General features: G+C 54.6%; 28 protein-coding genes and 3 tRNA genes. 15 read left to right on the top strand and 16 right to left on the bottom strand.

Going from position 1 to position 23,769, the window contains the following annotated elements; translation table 11 throughout:
* Positions 1–1,245: a diguanylate cyclase gene (locus HB779_RS15870; RefSeq protein WP_188343261.1), complete on the bottom strand. Its 1,245-nt coding sequence runs from the start codon at positions 1,243–1,245 to the stop codon at positions 1–3.
* Positions 1,246–1,824: 579 nt separating this feature from the next.
* Between HB779_RS15870 and HB779_RS15865 the strand changes: the two genes are divergently transcribed.
* Positions 1,825–3,060: an MFS transporter gene (locus tag HB779_RS15865; RefSeq protein ID WP_244642386.1), complete on the top strand. Its 1,236-nt coding sequence runs from the start codon at positions 1,825–1,827 to the stop codon at positions 3,058–3,060.
* A 6-nt stretch (positions 3,061–3,066) separates the two neighbouring features.
* Here HB779_RS15865 and HB779_RS15860 read toward each other — a convergent pair whose 3' ends face one another.
* On the bottom strand, positions 3,067–4,551 hold the full coding sequence (locus tag HB779_RS15860; RefSeq protein ID WP_188343259.1) for an NAD(P)H-hydrate dehydratase: 1,485 nt from the start codon (positions 4,549–4,551) through the stop codon (positions 3,067–3,069).
* Positions 4,552–4,698: 147 nt separating this feature from the next.
* On the opposite strand from HB779_RS15860, the gene HB779_RS15855 reads away from it, so the two are divergent.
* Complete coding sequence (locus HB779_RS15855) at positions 4,699–4,947, top strand: DUF2171 domain-containing protein (protein ID WP_188343258.1); 249 nt, start codon at positions 4,699–4,701, stop codon at positions 4,945–4,947.
* A 44-nt stretch (positions 4,948–4,991) separates the two neighbouring features.
* Here HB779_RS15855 and HB779_RS15850 read toward each other — a convergent pair whose 3' ends face one another.
* From HB779_RS15850 to HB779_RS15835, 4 genes are all read right to left on the bottom strand, one after another.
* Positions 4,992–5,297 (bottom strand): DUF6665 family protein, encoded by a 306-nt coding sequence (locus tag HB779_RS15850; RefSeq protein WP_188343257.1) that lies wholly within the window; start codon positions 5,295–5,297, stop codon positions 4,992–4,994.
* A 71-nt stretch (positions 5,298–5,368) separates the two neighbouring features.
* A complete protein-coding gene (locus tag HB779_RS15845) occupies positions 5,369–5,554 on the bottom strand; it encodes a hypothetical protein (protein ID WP_188343256.1) in 186 nt (61 codons plus the stop codon).
* Between the two features lie 102 nt (positions 5,555–5,656).
* A complete protein-coding gene (locus HB779_RS15840; protein ID WP_188343255.1) occupies positions 5,657–6,052 on the bottom strand; it encodes a hypothetical protein in 396 nt (131 codons plus the stop codon).
* Positions 6,053–6,079: 27 nt separating this feature from the next.
* Positions 6,080–6,961, bottom strand: coding sequence for a LysR substrate-binding domain-containing protein (locus HB779_RS15835; RefSeq protein ID WP_188343254.1), 882 nt, complete (start codon positions 6,959–6,961; stop codon positions 6,080–6,082).
* A 124-nt stretch (positions 6,962–7,085) separates the two neighbouring features.
* Between HB779_RS15835 and HB779_RS15830 the strand changes: the two genes are divergently transcribed.
* Positions 7,086–7,286 carry a hypothetical protein gene (locus HB779_RS15830; protein WP_188343253.1) on the top strand — a complete coding sequence of 67 codons (201 nt, stop codon included), beginning with the start codon at positions 7,086–7,088 and terminating at the stop codon, positions 7,284–7,286.
* 127 nt (positions 7,287–7,413) lie between these two features.
* On the top strand, positions 7,414–7,917 hold the full coding sequence (locus HB779_RS15825; RefSeq protein WP_188343252.1) for a GNAT family N-acetyltransferase: 504 nt from the start codon (positions 7,414–7,416) through the stop codon (positions 7,915–7,917).
* Between the two features lies 1 nt (position 7,918).
* On the opposite strand, the gene HB779_RS15820 is transcribed toward HB779_RS15825, so the two are convergent.
* Entirely contained in the window at positions 7,919–8,470 is a 552-nt protein-coding gene (locus HB779_RS15820) for an ABZJ_00895 family protein (protein WP_188343251.1), read from the bottom strand.
* 417 nt (positions 8,471–8,887) lie between these two features.
* On the opposite strand from HB779_RS15820, the gene HB779_RS15815 reads away from it, so the two are divergent.
* Positions 8,888–9,232 carry a DUF982 domain-containing protein gene (locus tag HB779_RS15815; protein WP_188343250.1) on the top strand — a complete coding sequence of 115 codons (345 nt, stop codon included), beginning with the start codon at positions 8,888–8,890 and terminating at the stop codon, positions 9,230–9,232.
* A gap of 261 nt (positions 9,233–9,493) precedes the next feature.
* A complete protein-coding gene (locus HB779_RS15810; protein WP_188343249.1) occupies positions 9,494–9,919 on the top strand; it encodes a DUF4279 domain-containing protein in 426 nt (141 codons plus the stop codon).
* Between the two features lie 27 nt (positions 9,920–9,946).
* Here the strand turns inward: HB779_RS15810 and HB779_RS15805 are convergent, their stop codons facing one another.
* The gene (locus HB779_RS15805; protein WP_371823932.1) at positions 9,947–10,864 is read right to left on the bottom strand and encodes an alanine--tRNA ligase-related protein; all 918 of its coding nucleotides are present in this window, start codon (positions 10,862–10,864) and stop codon (positions 9,947–9,949) included.
* 363 nt (positions 10,865–11,227) lie between these two features.
* Between HB779_RS15805 and HB779_RS15800 the strand changes: the two genes are divergently transcribed.
* Positions 11,228–12,301: a sensor histidine kinase gene (locus tag HB779_RS15800; RefSeq protein WP_188343248.1), complete on the top strand. Its 1,074-nt coding sequence runs from the start codon at positions 11,228–11,230 to the stop codon at positions 12,299–12,301.
* A gap of 22 nt (positions 12,302–12,323) precedes the next feature.
* Here HB779_RS15800 and HB779_RS15795 read toward each other — a convergent pair whose 3' ends face one another.
* Positions 12,324–12,941 carry a LysE family transporter gene (locus tag HB779_RS15795; RefSeq protein ID WP_188343247.1) on the bottom strand — a complete coding sequence of 206 codons (618 nt, stop codon included), beginning with the start codon at positions 12,939–12,941 and terminating at the stop codon, positions 12,324–12,326.
* 310 nt (positions 12,942–13,251) lie between these two features.
* On the opposite strand from HB779_RS15795, the gene HB779_RS15790 reads away from it, so the two are divergent.
* Positions 13,252–13,325, top strand: a tRNA-Gln gene (locus HB779_RS15790).
* 108 nt (positions 13,326–13,433) lie between these two features.
* Here HB779_RS15790 and HB779_RS15785 read toward each other — a convergent pair.
* A complete protein-coding gene (locus HB779_RS15785; RefSeq protein WP_188343246.1) occupies positions 13,434–14,483 on the bottom strand; it encodes a DMT family transporter in 1,050 nt (349 codons plus the stop codon).
* Between the two features lie 157 nt (positions 14,484–14,640).
* Positions 14,641–14,715: transfer RNA gene (locus tag HB779_RS15780), tRNA-Asn, on the bottom strand.
* Positions 14,716–14,960: 245 nt separating this feature from the next.
* Here HB779_RS15780 and HB779_RS15775 point away from each other — a divergent pair.
* The gene (locus tag HB779_RS15775) at positions 14,961–15,209 is read left to right on the top strand and encodes a hypothetical protein (protein WP_188345959.1); all 249 of its coding nucleotides are present in this window, start codon (positions 14,961–14,963) and stop codon (positions 15,207–15,209) included.
* A gap of 110 nt (positions 15,210–15,319) precedes the next feature.
* Complete coding sequence (locus tag HB779_RS15770) at positions 15,320–15,559, top strand: hypothetical protein (protein WP_188343245.1); 240 nt, start codon at positions 15,320–15,322, stop codon at positions 15,557–15,559.
* 23 nt (positions 15,560–15,582) lie between these two features.
* Here the strand turns inward: HB779_RS15770 and HB779_RS15765 are convergent, their stop codons facing one another.
* A complete protein-coding gene (locus HB779_RS15765; RefSeq protein ID WP_188343244.1) occupies positions 15,583–16,479 on the bottom strand; it encodes a LysR family transcriptional regulator in 897 nt (298 codons plus the stop codon).
* Between the two features lie 315 nt (positions 16,480–16,794).
* Between HB779_RS15765 and HB779_RS15760 the strand changes: the two genes are divergently transcribed.
* A complete protein-coding gene (locus HB779_RS15760; RefSeq protein ID WP_371823931.1) occupies positions 16,795–17,376 on the top strand; it encodes an N-acetyltransferase family protein in 582 nt (193 codons plus the stop codon).
* A gap of 14 nt (positions 17,377–17,390) precedes the next feature.
* Here HB779_RS15760 and HB779_RS15755 read toward each other — a convergent pair whose 3' ends face one another.
* Positions 17,391–17,888, bottom strand: coding sequence for a hypothetical protein (locus HB779_RS15755; protein WP_188343243.1), 498 nt, complete (start codon positions 17,886–17,888; stop codon positions 17,391–17,393).
* A 195-nt stretch (positions 17,889–18,083) separates the two neighbouring features.
* On the opposite strand from HB779_RS15755, the gene HB779_RS15750 reads away from it, so the two are divergent.
* A tRNA-Cys gene (locus HB779_RS15750) sits at positions 18,084–18,157 on the top strand.
* Positions 18,158–18,263: 106 nt separating this feature from the next.
* Here the strand turns inward: HB779_RS15750 and HB779_RS15745 are convergent.
* From HB779_RS15745 to HB779_RS15735, 3 genes are all read right to left on the bottom strand, one after another.
* The gene (locus HB779_RS15745; protein ID WP_188343242.1) at positions 18,264–18,425 is read right to left on the bottom strand and encodes a hypothetical protein; all 162 of its coding nucleotides are present in this window, start codon (positions 18,423–18,425) and stop codon (positions 18,264–18,266) included.
* Between the two features lie 296 nt (positions 18,426–18,721).
* A complete protein-coding gene (locus tag HB779_RS15740; protein WP_188343241.1) occupies positions 18,722–19,153 on the bottom strand; it encodes a M48 family metallopeptidase in 432 nt (143 codons plus the stop codon).
* Positions 19,154–19,227: 74 nt separating this feature from the next.
* Positions 19,228–19,779 (bottom strand): GGDEF domain-containing protein, encoded by a 552-nt coding sequence (locus tag HB779_RS15735; protein WP_188343240.1) that lies wholly within the window; start codon positions 19,777–19,779, stop codon positions 19,228–19,230.
* Positions 19,780–20,408: 629 nt separating this feature from the next.
* On the opposite strand from HB779_RS15735, the gene HB779_RS15730 reads away from it, so the two are divergent.
* The 3 genes from HB779_RS15730 (at position 20,409) to HB779_RS15720 (ending at position 23,624) form a co-directional block, all read left to right on the top strand.
* A complete protein-coding gene (locus tag HB779_RS15730; protein ID WP_188343239.1) occupies positions 20,409–21,083 on the top strand; it encodes a protein-L-isoaspartate O-methyltransferase in 675 nt (224 codons plus the stop codon).
* A 147-nt stretch (positions 21,084–21,230) separates the two neighbouring features.
* Entirely contained in the window at positions 21,231–22,625 is a 1,395-nt protein-coding gene (locus tag HB779_RS15725; RefSeq protein ID WP_188343238.1) for a TolC family outer membrane protein, read from the top strand.
* A 219-nt stretch (positions 22,626–22,844) separates the two neighbouring features.
* Positions 22,845–23,624 carry a PopZ family protein gene (locus tag HB779_RS15720; protein WP_188343237.1) on the top strand — a complete coding sequence of 260 codons (780 nt, stop codon included), beginning with the start codon at positions 22,845–22,847 and terminating at the stop codon, positions 23,622–23,624.
* The last annotated feature ends 145 nt before the right edge of the window (positions 23,625–23,769 follow it).

Below are 23,769 nucleotides of genomic sequence, written 5' to 3'. Positions count from 1 at the left end.
CTACAGCCAGATGACCTTGTTCTTGCCTGTGCGCTTTGCACGGTAAAGCCGCTCGTCTGCCTTGGCGAACAATTGGTCAAAATTCTCACCGTCGCCGGGAAAATTGGCAACCCCAATGCTGACTGTGACGCTCTGCACATTCTGGTAGGGCGTTGCCTCGACGGCGAGGCGCAGACGTTCGGCAAGTGCGGATGATCCCTGACTCGACAGTCCCTGACAGAGACCAATAAATTCCTCGCCGCCATAGCGGTAGAAGTGATCGGTCTTGCGTGTGCTGGCCAGCATTTTCCGCGCGGTCGCCTGCAGCACCAGGTCACCTGTCTGATGGCCATAGGTATCATTGATGCTCTTGAAATCATCGAGATCAATCGCAATCAGGCTGAAAGTGGAGCCCTCCCGGCGTGCCTCGGCAAACAGACGCGGGCCTTCGCTGGTCAAGCTGCGCCTGTCGCGTACGCCCGTCAGGCTGTCACGGCCGGTTTCTTCGAGCAGTCTCTCATATTTTTCGCGGTAGGTGAGCGTTTGGAACACTCCGAGCAGACTTGTCCGGCGCTCGCCTTCCGGCTGTTCCTTGAACCAGCGCAGATAGGCTGTGATCAACAGGCTATAGATTAGCGCGGCGGCCATCTTGGCGATCCAGCCACCATAGAGTGCCGACATGGGCGTGCCGCTGACATAGTGCAGAGCGGTGAAAAACCCGATCTGATCAAAGGTCAGGGTAATTGCCGACACGATGAATATGCGCAAAGTCTGATACCGCGCGAAATGGCGGCCGAGCTTTTCATAAAGCAGAATGATGGCAATGGAATCAACGAAGAGGATCGCTGTTCCCCACACCATCAGGAGACCCATCTCGTCGACAAAGGCAAGATCCGGCTGGCGGCTTGCGGGCAATTGCACGATCTCGTGGTTGCGGGCAATGAAGAGGAGGATGACCAGAAGAACGTTACCGACCAGCAAACCATAAATCGGCTGGCGGACAGTGAGGGCATCTTCCTTGATATAAAGGAGCAGGATCATCATCAGCTTGCCGGTAAACAGAATGGTCGATCCGGGGGAGATAATACCGAACGGCAACTGTATATAGAAGAATGCGGCGAGGTAGGTTTCGAGAAAGTGCATGACGCCAAGCGCGCATAGAAAAATCCCGAGCCCATAACGCTTGCGGTGATGCAAAAGCGCCGTCATGACGGCGAAATAAACCAATGTTTCGGTCAGAAGCAGCAGGATGTTGGATGCAATCATTGTCCGTGGCGCCCTCCAGCCAAGGCATTCAGTGTCGATGAAATCCTAACATAAAGTATTGATACTGGTAGGGAAAATCAAAATTGTTGCTGGAAAAGCAAAAGGCCGGGAGCTACCCGACCTTCCTAAACTTGCCTCAACACCAGTGCCAGTACATCCGTGGTCAAAAATGGAAACAAGCTGTTCGCTACGTGACGATTACTACCCTGGCATTGCGACAGAATAATGACGGCACGAAAATAAGGAAGCGCGTACGCAGTACAAATCGCGCTTGAATTGAAAGTGCCCGATCAAGGTAAAGACAGGGTTAACTTACCAAGCAATTTTATAATCTTGTTTGATAACGTTCCTTGCACGAGCGGCAGGGCGTGGTTCGACAAGCTCACCATGAGGGAGAATGAGGATTGCAGGGAGCTTTATTCTGTCACATGCGTGATTGGTATTGCAGCCAACAATTTCCCTTATGGTGAGCTTGTCGAACCACGCACAACGGCAGGTGCAGCAAATATATGGAACCACATACGTGCTCATCCATTTCTGGCGATAGTGCGTATATACATTTTTGATCGGAGATTGCATTTGCAAAAGTCTGACAGTTTTGGTGACCGGTTGACCCCGTCACTCATTGCTCTTGCTGCGTTGAATTTTTTTCTGGCCGATGCGCGTGATGGGCTGGGGCCTTTCCTCGATGCCTATCTCGCTACCCATGGCTGGACCTCGATGTCATTGGGTATAATCGCCACTGGCGGCGGTATTCTCGGCATGGTGGCAACGCCATTGTTCGGCGCGCTCGTCGATGGCACACCCTACAAACGCGCGCTGATCATCATTCCCGTATTGCTGGTCACCGCTGCTGCATTGCTGACGCTCAATTCTCCCAGTGTCGCCGTGGTGGTGGGCGGGCAGGCAATGACGGCTGTCGTCGGCGCTGTTGTTGGTCCCGCATTGATGGGGTTGACCCTCGGTCTCGTCGGTGAGGCAAAATTTCCCGATCAGGTCTCCGGCAATGAATTCTGGAATCATGCGGGCAATGTTGTCTCGTTGCTGGGGGTCTATATCACCACGGTTCTATGGGGACATTACGGCATTATCGGTATGATGATCGTCACCGCCATCGGCGCCATCGCCGCCACACTGATGATTGATCCGGACAAGATCAACCACAAGGTGGCACGCGGTCTGGCGACCGATAAAGGTGAGCCGGGGCCATCGGGGTATTCCGTGCTTCTGGAAACGCCCGGTCTTATCCTGCTGGCCTTCATTCTTCTCGTCTTTCACTTCGGCAACGCTCCTATGAGCCGCTTGATTGCCCAAGCCTTTTCCATCGAGCTTGGCACGCCGTTCCGCACCACTGCACTGATCACGGGCGTATCACAGCTGACCATGATTGCTGCCGCAGCAACGGCGCCTTGGCTGATCCGGCGCTTCGGCCTGTCCCTGGTGTTTTTTATCGCGCTGGTTGCCTTGCCGGTGCGCGGCATCATTGCCGGTTCTGTAGCGGATTTCTGGTCGGTCTATCCGGTGCAAATCCTCGATGGTCTCGGGGCCGGATTTATTGGCATCGCAACGCCGGTTGCGGCCGAGCGTCTGCTATCGGGCAGCGGACGGTTCAATGTTGGCCTTGCGGCTGTCATGACCGTGCAGGGTATCGGTGCCTCGCTCAGCAACGTCGTTGCTGGCTGGCTGGTTCAGCGCGGCGGCTATAGCCTTGCCTATTATGTGCATGGCGGTGTGGCACTGATTGCGCTTGTGCTGTTTGTCGGCTGGCGGCGGCAGATCGTCGGCGAGGCGCGGGCCATTCCTGTGCCAGCCTGAGATATGTCAGAGTTCGTGCAACCGGCCGATCGCCTTGGCTGCGGCCATGGGCAGATCCTCGGCAATCAGTCCGAAGCCTAGATCATGCGCGGCAGCGGCATGGATATAAACTGCGGCGCAAGCTGCCTCGAATGGCGGCATGCCCTGCGCCATCAACCCCGCCGTAATCCCGGCGAGAACGTCGCCCGAGCCTGCGGTCGCCAGAAGCGGCGTGCCATTGCTGTTGATCGCCGCGCATCCGTCCGGCGTGGCGATCACGGTATCCGCACCCTTGTAAATCACAATTGCATTGGAAAGCCGGGCGGCGGCGCGGGCACGTTCGACCTTCGACGGCGTTTTATCTTCGCCAATTTCGGGGAACAGCCGCTTGAATTCGCCCTCGTGCGGTGTCAGCACCAGCCTGATATCGCCGCGCGCTGCGGCAAACAGTTCGTCGCGGTGTTCCTGAAATGAGGTGATTGCATCCGCATCCAAAACCAGCGGCATCTGCTGTTTCAGCAAGGTCAGAGCGATCGAGCGTGCCCGTGGGCCAATGCCGAAGCCGGGACCGAGCACAAACGCTGCCGGGTTGCGCTTGTCGAGAAACACACGCAACTCATGGTCCGTCTCGCAGCGACTGAGCATGATCGAGGTCAGATGCGCAGTGTTGACGGCAAGGGATTCTGCTGGTGACAACAGAGTAACAGCGCCTGCGCCGCTGCGTGCCGCCGCCAGCGCCGACAGACGCGCCGCCCCTGTCGATGTGGCACCCCCGGAAAATACTGCCACATGGCCGCGTTTATATTTATGCGTATCAGCACCGGGCGAAGGCAAGTGCTTGCGCCACTGCGCCGGTGTGTTTTCGGCGCAAAGCAGTTTGATTTTCGCCAGAACATCGTCGGGTATGCCAATATCGGCGATAATAACCTCGCCGCAGAGAGCGCGTCCGGGATAAAGCAAGTGGCCGGGCTTTTTGCGGAAGAAACTGATGGTGCAGTCGGCGTTGAATGCTGTGCCCAGCGGCTGGCCGGTTGCGCCGTCAAGCCCGGAGGGCACATCGACGGCAATGCGCGTGACCAATGCTGCATTGCTGCGTTCAATGGCGGCAGCGGCGTTGCCGGTGACTGGCTTGTTCAGACCGGCCCCAAAAAGTGCATCAACCACCACGCTACCCGCTTGGGGTTTGAATGCGCTCAGGGCTCCGGCCTTGAGGCTGCAATCCTGCCGGGCAATGGCCGCATCGGAACGGGCTTTAGGCTTGTCATCGGCCCATACATGCACGCTCGCGCCGCTTTCGGCCAGCAGCGTAGCAATGACATAGCCATCGCCGCCATTGTTGCCGGGCCCGCACAGGATATGAAAGGCAGGTGCATCGCCATGATGGTTCAGAATATGGCGTGCGACCGCGTAGCCGGCGCGCAACATCAGCCCATAACCGTTAATAGGGCCTGCTGCGATGGTCAGCCTGGCGGCTTTCTCCATTTCTGCCGGGTTAAGAATCTCATCAGCCATTTCCAAACAATACTCTCTTCAAGAGTTTCCCACCCACTCAAATGGTAAGAGCGGCTTGGCCGGGATACAAGCCCGGCAATTCTTGTGCGCCGATGCATCCAAAATGCGCCTCATGCGTTCCTGATCGGTAATCTCAGGAGAAAAATCATGACTGCAACCCAGATCAAAGAACATATGGAAGTGATCGGCGCTGACGGCGTTCATGTCGGCACAGTGGATCACGTTGAAGGCGCGCGCATCAAGCTGACCAAGAAGGACAGCGGCGAGGGCTCGCATAAGGGTCATCACCACTATATTTCCACGTCGCTTGTCGCGGAAGTCGAGGGCAACAAGGTTCGCCTGTCTGCCAATGCCGACGTCGCTGTGATGTTCGAGGAAGAAGCATCCGACAAATAGCTGAACAATCGATGGCCGCTGCCACCTGCAGCGGTCTTACTGTTTTACAACGCACCCAAACGAGCCAACACCGCCCGTGGAATATTGTAATCCCGGATTGCGTTGTCATGGCTTTTTAAGCCGAACAGTTCCCGCTGGATAAAATAGGCATGGACCGCGCATGCAGCGGCTTTCAGTTGTTTGTCGCGATCCGGTGCATCCGCAGTTGAAAGTTGTGCGAGAGCCTGTTCAACCTTTTGTCCGGCCTGGCCGAGCGATGCTGCTGCTTCTCCCATGATTTCATAGTCAAGCGCACTCAGCACCGTATTCTGGTCGATGCGCCCTAAATTTTGCGGCAATCGAAATGACATGGGCCGTCGTCTTGCTGGTTTGAACGGGCGAAATTCCAGCACAAGAACTAGTAGCAGGCAAGAGGATGGTTTTACCGCGCCCAGACCATCAGCGAAATAATCACCACCAGAACGAAGGTGAAGATGAAAACGGCAATATCCGCTTCGCTGAAACGCGCGCGGCTGGTACCTGTCGTGTGGGGTTTGCGGCGGGGTTTGGCTTGGACAGCCAGCAGAATAACCGCTATGGCCGCGAGCAGAAGGGTAAGGTCATGCATGGTTAGAACCGTTGTTTTTTCTTCGGCTAACCTTAATTCCGGGGCCATAAGGATTCGATTCCGACTGTCATCGGCACACCTCAAGATAATATAAAGAATATTTTATTCTGATTTGGGCGCGGCCTGTTCAATTGCCGCTTGTCTGGGGCGAAGCAGGTATTTGCCCTGGCTATAGGCAGCAATGCCAAGCGACGCCATCACGCCGACGGTGACATCATAAAACGTCTGGGGGATGCTTGCCGGTCGCAGAAATGTAAAAATCAGCCAATTGATCCAGAACGGGTCTATGAGCAGGTAATCATGGCCCACCCATATCCACATGGCCGCCGCAACGAGACAAGCGCCCAAGATCACCAGAAAATATCCCAACGCCGACCGCATGTGCATTCCCCCAACAGTCAATGGTAAAACGTTACGCGGGTCGAAGGGAAGGGAGATTGTTAATGCCAACGCCGTTGTACGTGGTTCGCGCTTCGAAGAGTTCAGGGAGCGCTGCATGAGGGATAGGCTGCAAGATTGTTCCCATCAGCGTTGAACGTCGTGGCCAGCCTGTTCGAGTATCCAATCGCGGAAGCGGCGTACCTTTGGTGATATCTGGCGCGTTTCCGGATAGATCACATAATAATCCGATCCGGTTGAGGCGCAAATGTCGAAGAGTTGCACCAGCCGGCCGGAGTCGATCTCGGTTTGAAAAAAACCGGGGCTGACCAGCGCGACACCGCCGCCGGAGAGCGCCAGTCCGCCGATGATCTGCTGGGTATCAATGCCAACGCCGGGCTTGGTCATTACCAGCGGGCCTTCAACACCGGCCTGACGAAACCAGACCGGCCACCAATCATCATCCGGGGTGATCAGATGATAGTTGAGCAGGTCGGCCGGCGTTTCCGGACGACCATTGCGTTCCAGATAGGCGGGGCTGGCGAGGGCGGTGAACCCGCCCGAAAGCAACGGATGCGCCGTCATGCCCGGCCAATTTCCTTTGCCCGAGCGCACGCCGCAATCGATGCCTTCTGCAGCGTAATTCACCAGATGCGATGAAATATCGAACCGCACGGATATATCAGGGAATTTGGTCTGGAAATCGACAATGCGCGGGGTCAGCCAATTGCTGGCAAATGTGTGAACCACAGAGACCACCAGAACCGAGTTCTGCTCCTCGCGGATAGAGCGAAACGTATCGCCGAGTTCACCCAGCGCGCGGCGGATCACCGGAGCCAGAACCTCGCCCTTGGCGGTCAGCGTGACGCCGCGGGCAAGCCGTTGGAACAGCGGTGCTCCGGCAAATTCTTCCAGCAGTTTGACCTGATAACTCACAGCCGATTGCGTCATGTTCAGCTCGTCAGCCGCCTTGGTAAAATTCTGCAGCCGGGCAACAGATTCGAAAACACGGATGGCTGGAAGCGGCATGGAAGACATGGTTGACCTATTAAATGGCTTGATGGCTCGTGTCTTATTTTACGTTGGTACTCCCAGAAATAAAGAACTATTTCTCATAACACAGAAATGAGACTGATGACTTTAGGAGCCTGAAATGACCGAAGTTCGATATTTTGGCCTGAATCTCTCGTGGATGAGTTTTCCGGCAGCCAAGGAAGCCGCCGGACCTTCCGGCAATCTGGCTGATCTCAGCAGCCATCTCCTGTGCGACATTGACCTGACACCGGGTATGCGTTCGAGCCTGAAGCATTCTGACACGAACCGGCGCTGGCTGGACTATCGCCAGCCGCTTTGATGCCAACCATTTTGATACCTGCAAAACCCCGGATTCCCTCGTGGATGCCGGGGTTTTGTTGTTTTGGCGCGCTTTCGAGCGCGGCGCTGATATAAAGCGTCCGTCGAGATACCGGGATGAGATTCGCGTGGATGAGATCAGGACAGAACGTTTGGTGTTGCGGCGGGCCAGAGCGGACGATCTTGGTGCGATCCATGCCATTTTATCCGACCGGGAGGTGATGCGATACTGGTCCAGCGAGCCGCATCCGGATCTCGAAACATCACGCCAATGGCTCGAATCCATGATCAACGCGCCCAAATCCGAAAGTGATGATTTTATCATTACGCTCGATGGCGTCGTGATCGGCAAGCTCGGCATGTGGCGCACGCCCGAAATCGGCTACATCCTCTCACGCAATGCCTGGGGCAGGGGATACGCCTTTGAAGCGGGCAAGGCGTTCCTGCAATACATCTTTGCTCGCGGCCTTACCCACGCCATCGCGGATGTTGATCCGCGAAATACTGCATCCCTTGCATTGTTGAAACGGCTTGGCTTTACCGAAACGGGCCGGGCGGAGAAGAACATCTTCATCAACAATGAATGGTGCGACAGCGTTTATCTCAGGCTGGATGCACCCTTGGGCATTTGAACTACGGGGCTGACTGCTTGGTTTTCAATTGAGCTGTCAGGAATTTCTCTGCCATGAAGCCATAGCATCGGTGAAATATGAAAAGTGATCCGAGTATGGTGACGACCAGCCCGAGGACAGCCACGATCCAAATGACCGGATCGTTGAAACGGCCGGAAATTCCGCTTATTTCCCACATGTATTGAATGGCCATCCAATACATGGAGGGGCTGACAAGTCCCAATGCGTAAATCAGAGAAATGCAGAACAAAACTGCAATCAGCGTCAGGATTACTGCAAAATACAGAGCGAGGCTGACCCATGCCAAACGCCAGCGTTCGCTGCGCGTGGGAACGCGTCGTTGCTGTTTGACAAACTGCATCGCAGTTATCTGCGCTGATGCGAAAAGCACCCCGATATTCAGACCTACCGACGCGGAGTTTGGAATTGGTCCCACCTTTGCTTCATAGATAAACTGGCCTATGGCGACAACAATTGTCGCTGCAGCCAGTGAAAGCGCAAACCACCAGCAATACCGGCCAAGTGGCACCGGTTCGTCCACACCATTTGCCATCATATTTCCCCGACTTCGCCTTTGCGTGAATTTGTTGAGAGCTCAACGCTTCCTGTCTGTCTGTAATCAGTCGATGCCAATGGGGTTCAATGTGCACAAGACCGGAAGTGCCACTTCATCATATTATTTCATCATCTTTCCCGTGCGATCACCATAGATACTTCGCAGCAATATTTCCGAATGTCGCGCGATGAAGGCTTTTCAAAAGGACTGAAAAAATGGCGCGTCCGTGTTGTGAGGTCGCTTTGTTTCAATCTCGCTCAGTACATAATAGGGATGATAATCTTGGAAATACGACTTCCACACAATTAGCAAAAAGCAGCATAAGGCGAACGTCCCGATATTTGGCGGTCATGGAAATGGCGCAGAGAAAAAATACTGGCCCGATAAAATCTAACACCGCAATGATACCCGCCGATGCGTGAAGACACGTTCGACCGTAATTTTGCCATAGGTCGTTTTCAGATTGGAACAAGTTTCAACGATTTGCGTTTCAAAGCCATGCAAAACGCTCAGTTCAAACCGGTGACGGTTGAGTCACTCCACTCTTGCAAGCTGCGGAACATTGGTTCAGTGGCTGAAGCGGCTGAATTCCTTTCCAGTGACTGGCCAGGCGAACGTGGCAGAATTTATCTGCTTGCCCGGATGGCCTGTACCGAAGCGATGGAAGGCCACGCCACCGCCGCCATGGCGCGCTCGGTGTTTGTCGAGGCGACCATGGAAGCTGATATTTATGTCGAGAACACCACCTGGGTACGATAGCTTCAACATTGCTTGCTTTTGTCGCTGTGTTGTATCAACGCTAAATGCCGTTGATACACTCGCTAGAACTGACTATCGCTCAACTTTGAATGATGGCCCAAAACTCTTGAAACACTTTTGGCTTCTAGGCACCAGCATAAGGCCTTAGGCTGGGCTGTCACAACTGTGGGGAATGCAAAAAAGCTGGAATCTATTAATTGTTCTCTCGTAGAAATCTCAAGGGTATTGCTGGAGTAATTAAAGCTGACGTCGGGAAACTAAATGGCTGAAATCAGTAAAACAGCAGCTTCGCTTTCTATCCAAGGTGAATATTTAGATCACGATATCATTACCCAGAAATTGGGAGTTTTTCCATCTTCTTGGAAGAGGAAAGGCGAGCCTTGGTTTACGCCCAATGGCCAAAAGATGATCGCACGGTTTGGCATGTGGACGCGTAGCGTCCCAAGGCGTGACCCCGGTGATCTGGATGCACAAATCGCCGAGATTTTAAAGCCGCTTTCAACTGACCTGACCGTTTGGAAAGATATAACGTCTCAATTCAAAGCCTATATTTTTTGCGGTCTTTTTATGGAGGAGGGGAACGAAGGCATCAATGTCGCCCCGAAAACACTTGTTGCTCTTGGCTCCCGCGGGCTGAGTCTCGAATTCGATATTTATAGTCCTCCGAATGACGTCAATGACGAATAAATATCGCTGATTGGGGGAAAGGGCGGATTAAACCCGCCCCTCCATATCCCCGATATCAATACCATGCGTGTCGAACCACCATTCAGCCGGTTTGTCCGGATGTTTTGGCTTGAGCTTGGCATAATGCTGGCGCAGCCGTTCCTGCCGGACAAGCTCGTCATGGAAGAACGGATGATCGAGAAAGCCGTCTGACAGCGCCAGCCTTCGCAACAATTTGCGCAGGATATATCCTTGCTCTTTGTTGCCCGGACTGTAGCCGCTGGCAATGATGGACTGGATTGCGTCGATTAGGATCGCCTGCGGGTTTGGCGCAGGTGTGCGATTGACCAGCATATCCAGCCGGTCAAGTCCGAAGCCGGCGTCGATACAGGTGCCAAGCGGATTGACGATATTGCCGATTTCCACACCGTCCCGGTAGAACTCGGTGCAATAGCCGCTGACATTGCCATCGCTCCATATGCATTCCGGATCCGGAACAATGGGAAGACGCCCGCTGTAAAGCGGTCCCCAGTCGTCCAGCTTGTCCGGATGGATCGTGACATGGTCAGGCCATGCGCCGATACCGTCCAGAAAATCCAGCCAGAAGCTGATGGCTTCTGCCAGCGTCATTTGCCGGAAGGAAAACAGGCCGAGCATATTGAAACGGAGAAAATGGGTTCCATCGCCGATCTCATCGAGATCGCCCAATCGCAAACAGGACTGGATATTGGCGAATGTATCCTTGAAGGCAATGTCGGCGAACAATGGTTTGTATTGTTGCATTCCGGCACTACAGAACAGCGTTGTGCTGTCGAACGGTCGAACTGACAGGTTCAGGGAGAAATCGATTCCTCGATCCTGACAGAATCGCTGATATTGACGGATCAGGCGTCCCGCGATGACATAGGCAACCTCCTTTTGTTTGGGTGCAGGTGCAAAGATAGGGTGCGCCGAGAACGATGGCAAGAGAGCAGCCGGCTCTTCCGTCGGCTGTGTTCCGGAGCGCGGGAAACAAAGCAATTGGCCTACGTTTGCCGTGCTGCGCACGGTCACTATTTCAGTCGAAATGCGGAAACAGCAGGCAGGCCACCCAGGTGGCAAGAATGCATAGAATGGTAATGGCAAGCACGGACATCAAATCGTCTCCAAGTGCTTTTGCTAACACAGCGATTTACGACATTCAATCTTGTGAAAATACAAAAGTTCGTTACAGCATACCAAGTACAGGAGGCCTGTCATTGTTCGCGCCGTGTTTCCTATTGGCTGCCGGTCATATATGTCTAATGTTGGCGGGCGGCACGTCAGGCTTGCTTCCCACGATAGGAACCGATGGAACAGAACAATCAATCTGCACGTACTGGAGCCGTGGAAAGCGGGGCTATCTTCGCAACACTGCGTCTCGTTCTGGCTTATTGGATCGTCGAGTTCGTGGTCAGCAGTGTCGTGTGGTGGATCCTTGGTGTCGATCCGCTCGACTCTGCCTTGGGTAAACTCTCGCTGATGGTCATCACCATCGGCCTGACGATGCTCATGTCGGTCGTAATATCCAAAACGAGAAACCGGCATTTTGTGCACCGCGTTGTGCTCTATGTTCTGATGGCTCTGGCCGCTTCAGCTGTGTACCCCATAGCCGATCATATCATCTATATGGTCTGCATGCTGCCAGCGACGGTGTCATTCAATCAGGTCAATTTCGTTCACACCTTTGTCTATGGCTTCGCTCTGTTCAGTGGCTGGTCATGTCTGTATACGGCGCTGCTGAACCATTTTGATATCCGTGATCAGGAACGCAAGCTCGCCGCTTTGCGAGAAGAGGCCCTTTCGGCGCAGATCAGAGCGCTGAATTATCAGATCACACCCAAGTTTCTGTTCACGACACTGAGTTCCATCGCTCAGATGGTTGAAGAGGGGGCGGCCAGCCAGTCTGGCAAGATGGTGCTGCTGCTTGCGGCATTCATGCGGTCCATTCTAGAAATCGACCCGGCACGCGATGTGGCATTGGCAGAAGAACTCGATCTGCAGGCGGGCTATCTCGATATTGAGCGGGAACGTTTTCCCGACCGGTTGCGCGTTCAGATTGAGGTTGAAGCCGGATTGGAGAAGGCGCTGGTTCCAAGCTTCATCCTGCATCCGCTCATTGAGAATGCTGTCAATTTTGGCACGGCCACCATACACGACACGATCGATATCATCATTCGCGCCGACACAAGCGGTGACAATCTTAATCTGTCGGTGGAGCATGATGCCGGCATTGTGCAACGCAGAGATGAGGATATGCACGCGATGCGTGAAAATCTCACCCATGTCCGCCGGCGTATTCCCGAGATTGGCTCGCTGATCACGGGGTTTGTCGCGCCGGGCCGGTTCAAGACGTCTATCCTCATGCCATTGCGGCTGGCCTGATAAAGACTGTAGATTAGGCGTGTCAGCGGTCTGACAGCGCCAGTTTCAAACCAAAGCCGACGAATATCGCACCGGCAAAGGCATCAATGGTCCGCCGCGCCCGCTTATAGGCTCCAGCCACCGACGGGTGGCTGAGCGCAAAAACCAGACCGCCATACCAGATGGTTGATATCAGCACCATGACGACAACGGCAGCCGCACCGTGGGTCCACAGCGTGCCCGGTGCCATGGTGGCAGCAAACAGACTGGCGACGAACAGGGCGGATTTCGGATTGGCGAGATTGGTAGCAAGCCCGAGGCGCCATGCGCCCATCGGTGTCAGGCGGCCTTTGCTTGCCGGAACAGCCATCTCATCGCGCGGACGGCGTACTTGCCACAGCAGCCGCAGGCCGAGCCAGAGGAGATAGACACCACCCGCAATCTTCAAGGCCATATAGGCAATTGGCGCGGCCATGAACAGCGAACCGACGCCAAGCCACCCGGCAAGTCCCCAACAGAGGGTTCCGGTCAGTGTACCCGCAACCGCCGATACCGCGATCTTACGCGAACCGGTGAGGGTGCAGCGCACCACCATGAAAAAGTTGGGGCCGGGTGTCAGTGCCGCAATGGTCCAGATGGCTGCAACGGTCAGCAGAAACATGGTGTCTCCGGGAAATCGATGTTGATCTTTCGCCCCATGTATAACATCTATTGGCCACGTTCGGTAAGACCGCGCGCAGAGTCGGCGAATGAACCGTTATCGGCATGATGCAATGTTAAAAGCGCCGAGTGTGGCGACATTTTATTCGGCTTAGGGGGAGGCCCGACAATAACGGGGGATGGGATTGCCGAGCCTCACGTTGACACTGGAGAGCGACAACACGTAGAAGGTGATTGGCTGATGTGGCATTTTCAAGAAGATGCTGATCAACTATTGTTTATTGCAGGCACTCACTCGGGTGCAGGCATATTCCCGCTTCGTCTAATGGTAGGACACCGCCCTTTGAAGGCGTGAATCGTGGTTCGAGCCCATGAGCGGGAACCAGCCTTCATCAACGCACTGAGGCTGCGTTGCAATAACTCCAATGCATAACGGCGATTTGCCGGACTCGAACGGCACCTTTCACGGCTTGCAGCCCTTCAAAATACCCCGTCAATGATCGTGCTGGTGATGTGCATCGGGGAAATGCGGATGTGTATGGCTCATGGGTGAATGCCGGTGTATGTGCCTGTGTTTTGTTCCCGGTTCAACCGGGTAGTCATGATCGTGCTGGTGATGTTCGTCGTGAACGTGTTCATGTTCATGCTCGATTTCCGCGTGAGTATGCGGATGCTCGTGCTGTTCGGTCAGGTGCAGCCAGATACCCAGAGCCATTAATGCTCCGGCCAAAAGCAATTGCAGGGTGAGGGGGTCGCCAAGAGCAACTGCCAGTATGGCTCCCGCGAAGGGGGCGATGGAGAAATATGCGCCTGTGCGGGCGGTGCCAAGGTGTCTCAAACCAATGACAAACAATGCAAGGCTTACGCCATAGGCGAGAAAGCCAACTGCCATGGCTCCGGCCAGATTGGGCAAAGGTGGCAACACCGCGCCAGCAATAAGTGCCAGCACCAGATTGACCGAACCGGCGACAAGGCCTTTCACTGACGCTATCCATGAGGCATCGGTCAGCGAAACCTTGCGGGTGAGGTTGTTGTCGATCCCCCAAGCCAGACAGGCACCCAGAACAGCCAAAGCTGGCCAGAATCCGGAGAACGTCGCTTCGCCCGGCCAGCTTAAAATAATGGCGCCTACGACAATCGCCACCATGCCCAAAGCGATTCGCCTGTCAAAGTTCTCCTTGAAGGCAAACCAGGCCAGAAGCGCTGTAAACACGCCTTCAGCATTCAGCAGCAGCGAAGCACCAGAAGCGGGCATGCCGAGCAGCCCGGCCATCAGAAGAACAGGCCCGATAATTCCGCCGCACAGGATCGCCCCGGCAAACCACAGTGCTTCGGTGCGCGGCAGCGACACGACGGGCGCTCTGGTGATGCGCCGGTAGAGCCACAGGCCAATGCCCGATCCGAGATAGAGCAAACCCGCCAGCATCCACGGGCTGACTGTATCGAGCAGCAGTTTGGCCAGCGGTGTGCCTGTGCCAAACAGCAGTGCTGCTCCCAGCGCAGCCGGCACACCCGCTCGGCGCAAGCCATCCATCATGATCATGTCAGCTCCTCAATTCTCTGGAATAATGATCTTATCGCAGATGCGGGGCACTGTTCAAAAGCTTTGGGAGCGGCGGGATTCAATTGTTGTGAAACGGGAGGCACGGGGCTGAAAAAGCAAAAGGCTCAGCGATTTCTCGCTAAGCCTTTGAAGTGACTGGCTCCCCGGGCCGGATTCGAACCAGCGACCAACCGGTTAACAGCCGGTTGCTCTACCACTGAGCTACCGGGGAATAGCTACTCAGTCATCAGCGAGTTGGCCTATAGCAAAAGGGTTTCGCTTTTGCAAAGGACCATTTCGCTTTTTTTCACATAAAGTTCACAGGAAAGGATGACATGGAGGGCAACCGTTCCTACATCCGGGGTCTGTTGAGGCAAAAAACGATGGAATGGCTGAGTGACCGAACGCCCCGAAAACGCCGGTAAATATACGTCAAATGGTGCTGGAGAGCATCAGGGCGCGCCGAAACGGCGGCATATGCGTATCTTTGGCCGCCATGTGCCAATTCCGCAGTCGGTGGCAATGCGTCGCACACTTGGCGGCTCGTTGATTGTTGGCGGTATTCTCGGTTTTCTGCCGGTTCTCGGATTCTGGATGGTTCCGCTCGGTATTGTCGTGCTTTCGCATGATTCTGCCTTTGTGCGCCGCAAGCGCCGGCAGCTCGAAGTCAAAATCGGCCGCCGCTGGAAGGGCAACCGGACCTCAACCAGCAATAGCAAAGCCTGATTCTCGTTATTCACTGTCCGATTCACACGTTTGATTCGGCTCCCGCTTGGCGCATATCGCAGCCGCTGCTAAGCCACTATTCTTGATTGTGGTATTGCGGGGAGAGCGGCATGAAGAAATTCGTATCCATTGTGTGCGGGGTCGTCATAGGCTTCGTGGTTCTGGTTGGGGGGCGCTATTACCAATATGTCACCAATACCAGCACGCCCTATGACGAGGTTGGAATCAGCTTGAACAGCTACATGCCTGCGCCAATCAAAAAATGGGGCTGCGATCAGCTGAAGAAGAATTTTGCCAATAATCCGCCGCCCTATGGCTGTGCCGCCGAGATTGGCAGGGACTGGATGTAGCGCTTACTTGGAAATGGGGCTTCTCAGATTCGGCGGCGTGTACTTGCCTCGGTGATTGCCGCAATAAGTGCACGCAGGCCTCGTGTGACAGTCTTGTCCTGACGGATAACCAGCGCCAGTTCGCGGTGCAATTGGGGGATAAGCGGGCGCACAGCGAAGGCGCGGCGCTGTTCCGGTTCGCGCACCGCCATGGCGGGCAGAATCGCCCAGCCTAGCCCGGCGCGCACCAGCTCCTTGATGGCTTCGACACTGCCGAGCGACATGACCGGTTGGAGAGAAACCCCGCTCGCCTCGAACCAACGGTCGATAATGCGGCGCGTGTTGCCGGAGGGCTCGAACAGAATCAATGGGTTCTTCGCCATTTCCGCCGCCGTGACTTCCGGCGGCATGACCGCGCCAGTCGGCGCAACGGCAACAAACTCATCGCGGAGGATCGATTTGATTTCGAGCATCCGGCCAGCAGCAGGCATGGTGACGAGCGCGACGTCGAGCACGTTATCCTCCACCGCCTTGACCATATCGCCGGTATTGCCCGTGCTTACAGTAATGTCGAGCGACGGAAAGCCCTGCCGCAAACTGCGCAGGATCGGTGGCAGTAGATAAATGCAGGCCGTGGCGCCGGTGCCAAGCCGCACCCGTCCGATGGTCTCTGTCGAGTAGCGGGCCATGGCATCAACGGCGCTCGACACTTCGCGGTTTATGCGTCCTGCATGGGCCAAAAGCTCAGCTCCGGCAGCCGTAGGCGTGGCTTTGCGGCCGATTCGCTCGATCAGGCGCACGCCGAGACGTTTTTCCAGTTGGCGCACCTGCAGGCTCACAGCTGGCTGGCTGAGGTTCAGCCGATCTGCTGCGGCGGAAAAACTGCCGAGTTCGATGACCTCAACGAATGTCGCAAGCTGATCCAGGCTGAGAGATGACACAAAGCTTTCCTTATAATTCGTATAGGCCACCAAAGCTTCTTTAATAAGCGAAATGGGGACAAAGTACCACTGCTTGCCACGCCGACGAACGGCGAAAGGAGCTCATGCAGGAGAGATTTTCAGGTGACAGTCCGGAACCACGATATCCGATCCATTTTACAACGCGTTGACTGGTATTTGACGGCCGCGTCCCAGTCCCGATTCCACCAACTGGCCACTTTGCGTACCCTCGAGCCGCACCTTTTGAATGATATTGGTGTGACGCCAATTGAGGCCTTGCGCGGAAAACTGAAAGACAATTCTGAGGATAATCAAATATTTGGCAGGAACACCTCTCGATTTGATTCCGCCACTTTGCATATCCGCCCCGCCCAAGATGGGGATATGGCCGCGGTGCAGGAAATCTATGCTTACCATGTGCTCAACGGTATCGCCTCCTTCGAAGAGCAGGCGCCATCCCTCGATGAAATGCGGGCACGGCGTGCGGCTGTGCTGGCTGCCGGGTTGCCCTATCTGGTCGCCGAGATGAACGATGATGTGGTTGGCTATGCCTATGCAACGCTCTACCGGCCACGCCCAGCCTATCGCTTTACCGTGGAGGATTCGGTTTATATCGCCAACGGTCTTTCAGGGTATGGCATCGGTTCTGCCTTGCTTGGCGAGCTGATCCGGCACTGCGAAGCTGGCCCGTGGCGCCAGATGGTGGCGATTATTGGCAATAGCGGGAATACCGGCTCGCTGAAACTGCATGGCCGTCTTGGGTTTGAAAATATTGGAACCCTGCGTTCTGCCGGTTTCAAATTCGGCCAATGGGTGGATACGGTGCTGATGCAAAGGCCGCTGGGACAGGGCAATTTGTGCGATCCTGCCACCGCCACTGCTGGCAAATCTTGTTGAACGGCTTAATCGTATTAAAACAAATGGTTGGCTGTGCGAACAGCGATCAGCCAGAATATCAGTGCTGATATCGCTCCCGATATTGCAAGGATCAATCCAAGACCAATGCTGAGGCTTGGTGCTGCGAATAGAAGGCCGAGAACAGCGCCGGAGAAGGGAAAGAGCAGGACGGATTTACGCTGCATGGCATTGTCGATGGCCATCGCGAGCAAAGCGGGCAAGGCCGCAATGATGGCGATGAACGGTCCAAGGGAAAATGCATCGCTGCGCAAGGCGCCAACATTTTGGAATTGGTCCCATCCAGCCAGTCCGATGAAAAATCCGGCGCTTGCCACATATGAAGCAATGATGAGACCGATGAAATAAAGCATGACTCTGGCTATGCGTTTTGCAGGGAATCTCCCGGCAAGATGCCGCAATATGCCGTTCTGTTCGGGTGCTGAAGGCGTCGCCATGGCGGTATCCGGTCTTTGCGTAGCAATAATCGACAGAAACAGGGATCCATTCTGCATTCAATCTCTGCCCGCAGATAAATGTCAGAGAACTTAAAGATTCTGCCAATCAATTTTGATGGTTCGCCGACATCTTTTTGACTTCATGCGAAAAGCGAGAACGAATTTCATCGGAATGACTTGACGGCGCTCTGCGGGTTTCCTAGAGAACGGCACCGAAGATTCAACGCTTCCAGCTTGGATCTGAACGGATGAGGCCTCGTGGCGGAGTGGTTACGCAGAGGACTGCAAATCCTTGCACCCCGGTTCGATTCCGGGCGAGGCCTCCAAATCTCCCATCCACTCCCTGCAGATCATAAATGACGTTGGCGATAGCGCAAAAGAAACCCGCACGATCATTTCTGAAACGTGCGGGGTATAAACTGTAACCTTTTATTATTGTGGGAAGGCCCCGGGAACAGCGTCGCCAGGCAGGTTCGGCGCAACGGATGCAAGCGGTTCGCTTGCAGTCTTGTTCTTCGCCAAAGCCTCCCGAAGCAACTGCCATTCGCGCTCGTGGCGCTGATAGACTTCCTGTGGAACGGTTTTGATCGTCATCCTGATCTCCGAAGTTAATTTCCGGTAGTTGAATCGCCGGACATGAAACGATCGAAATAGGTTCCCGTTCCACAGTTCAAATCAACAATTGCGACGATCTTTTACAATTCAGCGATTATATAATTTCAATCGAATTAGATGACATATTCACCCACAGAAAAATATATTGAGCCTAAATTGTATTTAAATTTCAATGAAATTTCCAAGCCAGGCCGTATTCTTTGGACGGCCGGAGAGGTGCCGGGGGAAAGGGCGATTCGAGGGATTTGTTCTTGCCGTTGCTGCGGCGCTGCGATTTATAGCTTACCCGCCAGAGCGGTTCGTATCGCCGGTTCGTCCGTGTCATTGAACTGCAGAAATATGTCATCGCCGACCAATTCGTGGATCTCGCGCAAATAGGGGGCAGCGTTGCTGTTCTGCCCAAGGGCAAGATAGGAGCGGGCAATGGAGAGCGAGGCGAGCGGTTGTTCGTGGCTGAGGCACCATTCGCGCGCCATCTGTGAAATCGCGATGCCTTCGTCATAGCGGCCAGCATCAAAGAGCGCCGCACCGTAACCGCTCTTGATCCAGAAATTGATATCAGCACCCTGAAGATGCTCATCGGCGATGGCCGAGGCTTTTTCCCAATGTTTCACCGCCAGCAAAGGTTCGCCGCTGGCACCCAGCCGGATACCTTCATTGGCCTGATCAAAGGCTTGCCGCTCTTCATCGTTCATGGATATGGTCACTGGTGCATCATTGAACCGGGGCAGGATGTTTCCTGCACTTCTGCCGGATCGTTAAGCGAACCCTGCCGCATATTCTAGCTTGAACGGCGTTCGGAATAACGGCGATAGACACCGCGACCGGCATTCTTGGCGATATAAAGCGCAGCATCCCCACACCAAAGCAGGCTTTCCGGGGTCTGGCCATCGCGCGGTGCCAGTGCAGCACCGATTGTCGCCGCTATTTTGATTGGCGTGTCACCACCAAGATCATAGGGCTGGGATATCGATCCGATAATCCGGTCAGCCACGCGGGCAGTCTCTTCCGCAGTGACCTGAATGAGCACAATGGCAAACTCGTCCCCGCCAAGGCGATAGACGACATCATTCTTGCGCAGGCATGATTGCAGGCGGTCGGCGACGAGCTTCAGAAGGTTATCACCATCGACGCGTCCGTACTGTTCGTTGACCGTCTTGAAGCTATCAATATCTATACAAAGAATGGCAAATTCTATGCGGTCAACGAAGTCGCTCTCGCCGTAAGACGCGCAAAGACTATCAAGATGTTCTTCAAGTGCATCCCTGTCGGCCAGTCCGGTGAGTTCGTCGTGACTGACGGGGAAATCGCCTAGTCCTTTGAAATCAATCATTTACGCCTAATTCCTATCGCCGCTTGCCGATTCCATGTCCCTGCGCGCGAGAATGGCAGGTGCTTGCTATCAGTTCAATCACAGAATCGGGTCGGTACGTGAGCGGAAAACTGTGGCAAGGTAAATAAAACTATCCTTCATACTGTATAGTTTACCACGGATTATCAACCAGTTCGACAGCTGTTTTTGTTTTATCCGTCGGCGCGAAGTCTGGAACACTATAGGCCAAGATTAACGATGGTTGTTTTGAACGGGCTCGTAAACAGCCTGGGGCTTGCCAAAAATATTCGTAAATTCGTGCCGTGAGGCAACGTGGTGCAGACAGAGATTCTGTCCGCTGGCTCATTTCAACCGGATGTATGAGTGCGCCGCCCAATGTTCGTGTCGTCCACTCTTGAAAACGGATGCGAGCGTTGCACAAAGATTACGGCGTGTCAGAAACCAGCGATAATTCTGTACAAATGGCAGCTGTGTCAGCCCGCCACGGCAGACATTGATTGACGATGGCTTAATTTTTTGTCACATCCTCTCTTAAATTATTGCTTCTGCTGGAGTGATCCGGCAGAGGTGTGTTATGCGCTTGCATGCGCTTCATGCTGCAAGTGCCATGTCAGGAAAGCTTGTAGACCATGACGCTGAATTTTGAAGAACTTCGCATCAAGATGGTCGACAATCAGTTGCGTACGACTGATGTAACCGACAAACCCTTGCTTCAGGCGTTTCTGGATGTTCCGCGCGAAAAGTTTGTGCCAAATGCCCGCGCGCCGCTGGCTTACATTGATGATGATGTTCAGGTGTCTGCCGGGTTTGCGCAGTCTGGCCCACGTTATCTGATGCAGCCATCGCCTTTCGCCAAGCTTGTCCAGCTTGCCAATGTCCAGCCCGAAGACGTGGTTCTGGATATTGGGTGCGCAACCGGATACTCGTCAGGCGTGCTTTCGCGAATCGCAGGGTCGGTTATCGCCGTTGAAAGCGAAGCGGATCTGGCCGAACAGGCAACCGCCATTTTATCGGGACTTGGTTATGACAACGTCGTCGTCGTAACCGCGCCGCTGCAAGGAGGCTACGCTTCCGAGGCGCCTTATGACGTCATCCTCATTGAGGGTGGCGTTGATCACGTTCCTGGTCCATTGTTCGATCAGCTCAAGGACGGAGGACGTCTGGTTGCGGTGGAAGGTAGCGGAAATTCTGGCAAGGCAATGATCTACGTCAAGAACGACGGGGTGGTTTCTGGACGTCGTGCCTTCAATTCGGCCGTGAAGCCGCTTCCCGGTTTTGAAAAGGTTGCTGAGTTCGAGTTTTGATTGTCGCATATGAGACAAAAGTGCAACGGTCGGCCACTTTGTTCGGATATAAAAAAATGTCCTGGGTGGTCATCTTGCAAATCGAGCGTGAATGACCGACATGTGGTCGAACCAATCGGTTCGGTCCGGGGTTTCCAAGTTTAGAGAATGAAGGGGTTTATAGTGTTCATAGCGGGTAAGCGAGTACTCACCGCGGCGCTGCTGTCGGCGACGGTCTTGACCACTACGCCTTCAATGGCAGAAACGATCCTTGGCGCTATGGCCAAGGCGTATCAGAATAACTCCACCGTCAATGCTGATCGCGCTGGAGTTCGGGTCACAGATGAAGGCGTTGCCGTTGCAAAATCCGGTTATCGTCCGACAGTTTCGGCGACAGCTGAATTCAATACGCAGGCCAGACGGCTTGACGGCGGTTCGAATAGTCATTCGAACACCGGTACGTTCGGCATCACAATCAATCAGATGCTGTTTGACGGTTTCCAAACCAAAAATAACGTTGCATCGGCCAAGACTCAGGTTCTGGCAGCGCGGGAAAATCTCCGTAACAACGAGCAGAACCTGCTGTTCAGTGCAGCACAGGCCTATATGGACGTCTATCAGGCGCGCCAGATTGCCGTTCTGCGCCAGAAGAACCTTGAATTCCTGGACGAGCAGCTGCGTGCTGCAAAGGCCCGTTTTGACGTAGGTGAGGGTACACGTACCGACGTTGCGCAGGCTGAAGCTGAAAAAGCCTCGGCAATTGCAACGCTCAATGTCGCCCGGGCTGACGTGAAGACAGCGGAAGCGACGTACATCCAGATCGTCGGCGCAGCTCCAAATGGTCTTAAGTCGGCTGGAATGGCCACGAGGAACCTGCCTAAATCAATGGATTCGGCATTCAACGTCGCATCCGCGGGGCACCCGGCGATTTTGGCGACGCAGTATGCGCTCGATGCAGCCGGTTACAGCGTGAAGTCCAATGAGGGCGCGCTCCTGCCTCAAATTGGATTGAGCGGGGTCGTACAGCGCAACGAGTTCTTTTCCGGGACGCAGACAACGGACAGCGTCGATTCAACAACCGCTACTGCAGGGCTCACGCTGACAATTCCGATCTACAGCGGTGGCCGCACTCCCGCTCTGGTTCGTCAGGCCAAGGAAACGGCAGCACAGCGCCGGATCGAGGTTGATGTGGCTCGCGACAGCGTCCGTCAGGCCATTGCCAAGGCGTGGTCGCAAATGGAAGCGGCGAAGGCTTCCATCATTGCGCAGAAGACCGTGATTTCCGCTTCTCAACTGGCGTTGAATGGCGTCATCGAGGAGCGCAAGGTTGGTCAGCGGACAACACTCGACGTGTTGAATGCACAGGCTACCGTTTTGACGGGTCAGATTGCGCTTGCTCAGGCCGAGCACGATAGCGTTGTGACCAGCTATGCTGTTCTTCTGGCTGTTGGCCGGTTGTCGCCATCGCAGATCGGCTTGCAGGTGGCTGAATACAAGCCGCAAGAGCATTACGATGCGGTTCAGGACAAGTGGTTCGGCTTGCGCACGCCAGACGGGCGGTAATAGCTTCAAAATAGCACTGATTTGTCAGCGGCCGGCGGATACCATCCACCGGCCGTTGATTTTTTATCCATCAAATCGTGATTTTTGGCTTTGCCATAAAAGTCTGTGGGTTAGCCCGTAAGATTCGCCCAAGGGATTCTCAAAGCCGACACAAGTCTCTACACTGAATTCAGATTCTGTTGCCCCGCAGCGAAACAAGATGTAGTAGGCGAGAGTATCATGGCACAATCATCTAGTGTGGCGCGCGAACCTTCCATGGAAGAGATTCTCGCGTCCATCCGCCGGATTATCGAAGAAAGCGATACGACACGCACGGATGATGTTTTGCCCACTCCAGTGAATTCCGACATACCCGTCCATACACCCGCTGCCTCAATGCCAGTGCAAACTTTTGACGCGTATGAAGACGAGGAAGAACTTGCACCGCGCGAGGGTATCGCCGTTTCCCATGCCACGCCGCAATCCTATGAAGCGCCCTTGAACCGGCCAGCATCCCCGTTGCAATCCAAGCTGGTTGAGCGTGAACCTGTTGAAGATGAAGTGGTTTTCCAGCCAGAAACTGCCAAAGCTCCGGTACTCACCGCAGCGGAATTGCGGGGACCTGTGGATTATGGTGTTCGCGAACCTGAAGTGTTTGAAGCGCCTGAGGTTGCGGTAGAGGCGCCCGTTGCCGCGACTGCGCCCGCGCCGGAACCGGTTCACGAAACGGTCGAAGCTTCACATGAACCTTCAGAATCCAGTATTGGTGACGAAGTTTCGCTGGATCTGGAACGCGCGCTGGAGCCTATCCTGTCGGAAGCAACCGAACGTCAGGTCAGTGCAGCCTTTGGCGACCTGTCTTTCGCGGTTCAGAATGAACAGCGCCGCTCCTTCGATGACATCGCGCAGGAAATTATGCGCCCTCTGCTGCAGGATTGGCTCGACAACAATCTGCCAAATCTGGTCGAGCGGCTGGTACGTGAGGAAATCGAGCGTGTGGCGCGGGGCGGCAAGCGCTGACATCATCGCACATCGCTGATAATTTAGCGCGTATGGCAAATTTCCTGATAGACCTCGCTTTGGTATCGGAACTCGCTATCTGAGGGCCGTGCAGCCAAGTCACATACTTGGCATTTTCCAAGTCTTCATTGACTTATGTTCAGCC

The sequence above is a fragment of the Phyllobacterium sp. 628 genome (assembly GCF_014189505.1).
Lineage (GTDB): Bacteria > Pseudomonadota > Alphaproteobacteria > Rhizobiales > Rhizobiaceae > Phyllobacterium.
Note: the sequence above shows the minus strand (reverse complement) of the source record. Positions and strands in the feature narration are given on the sequence as shown.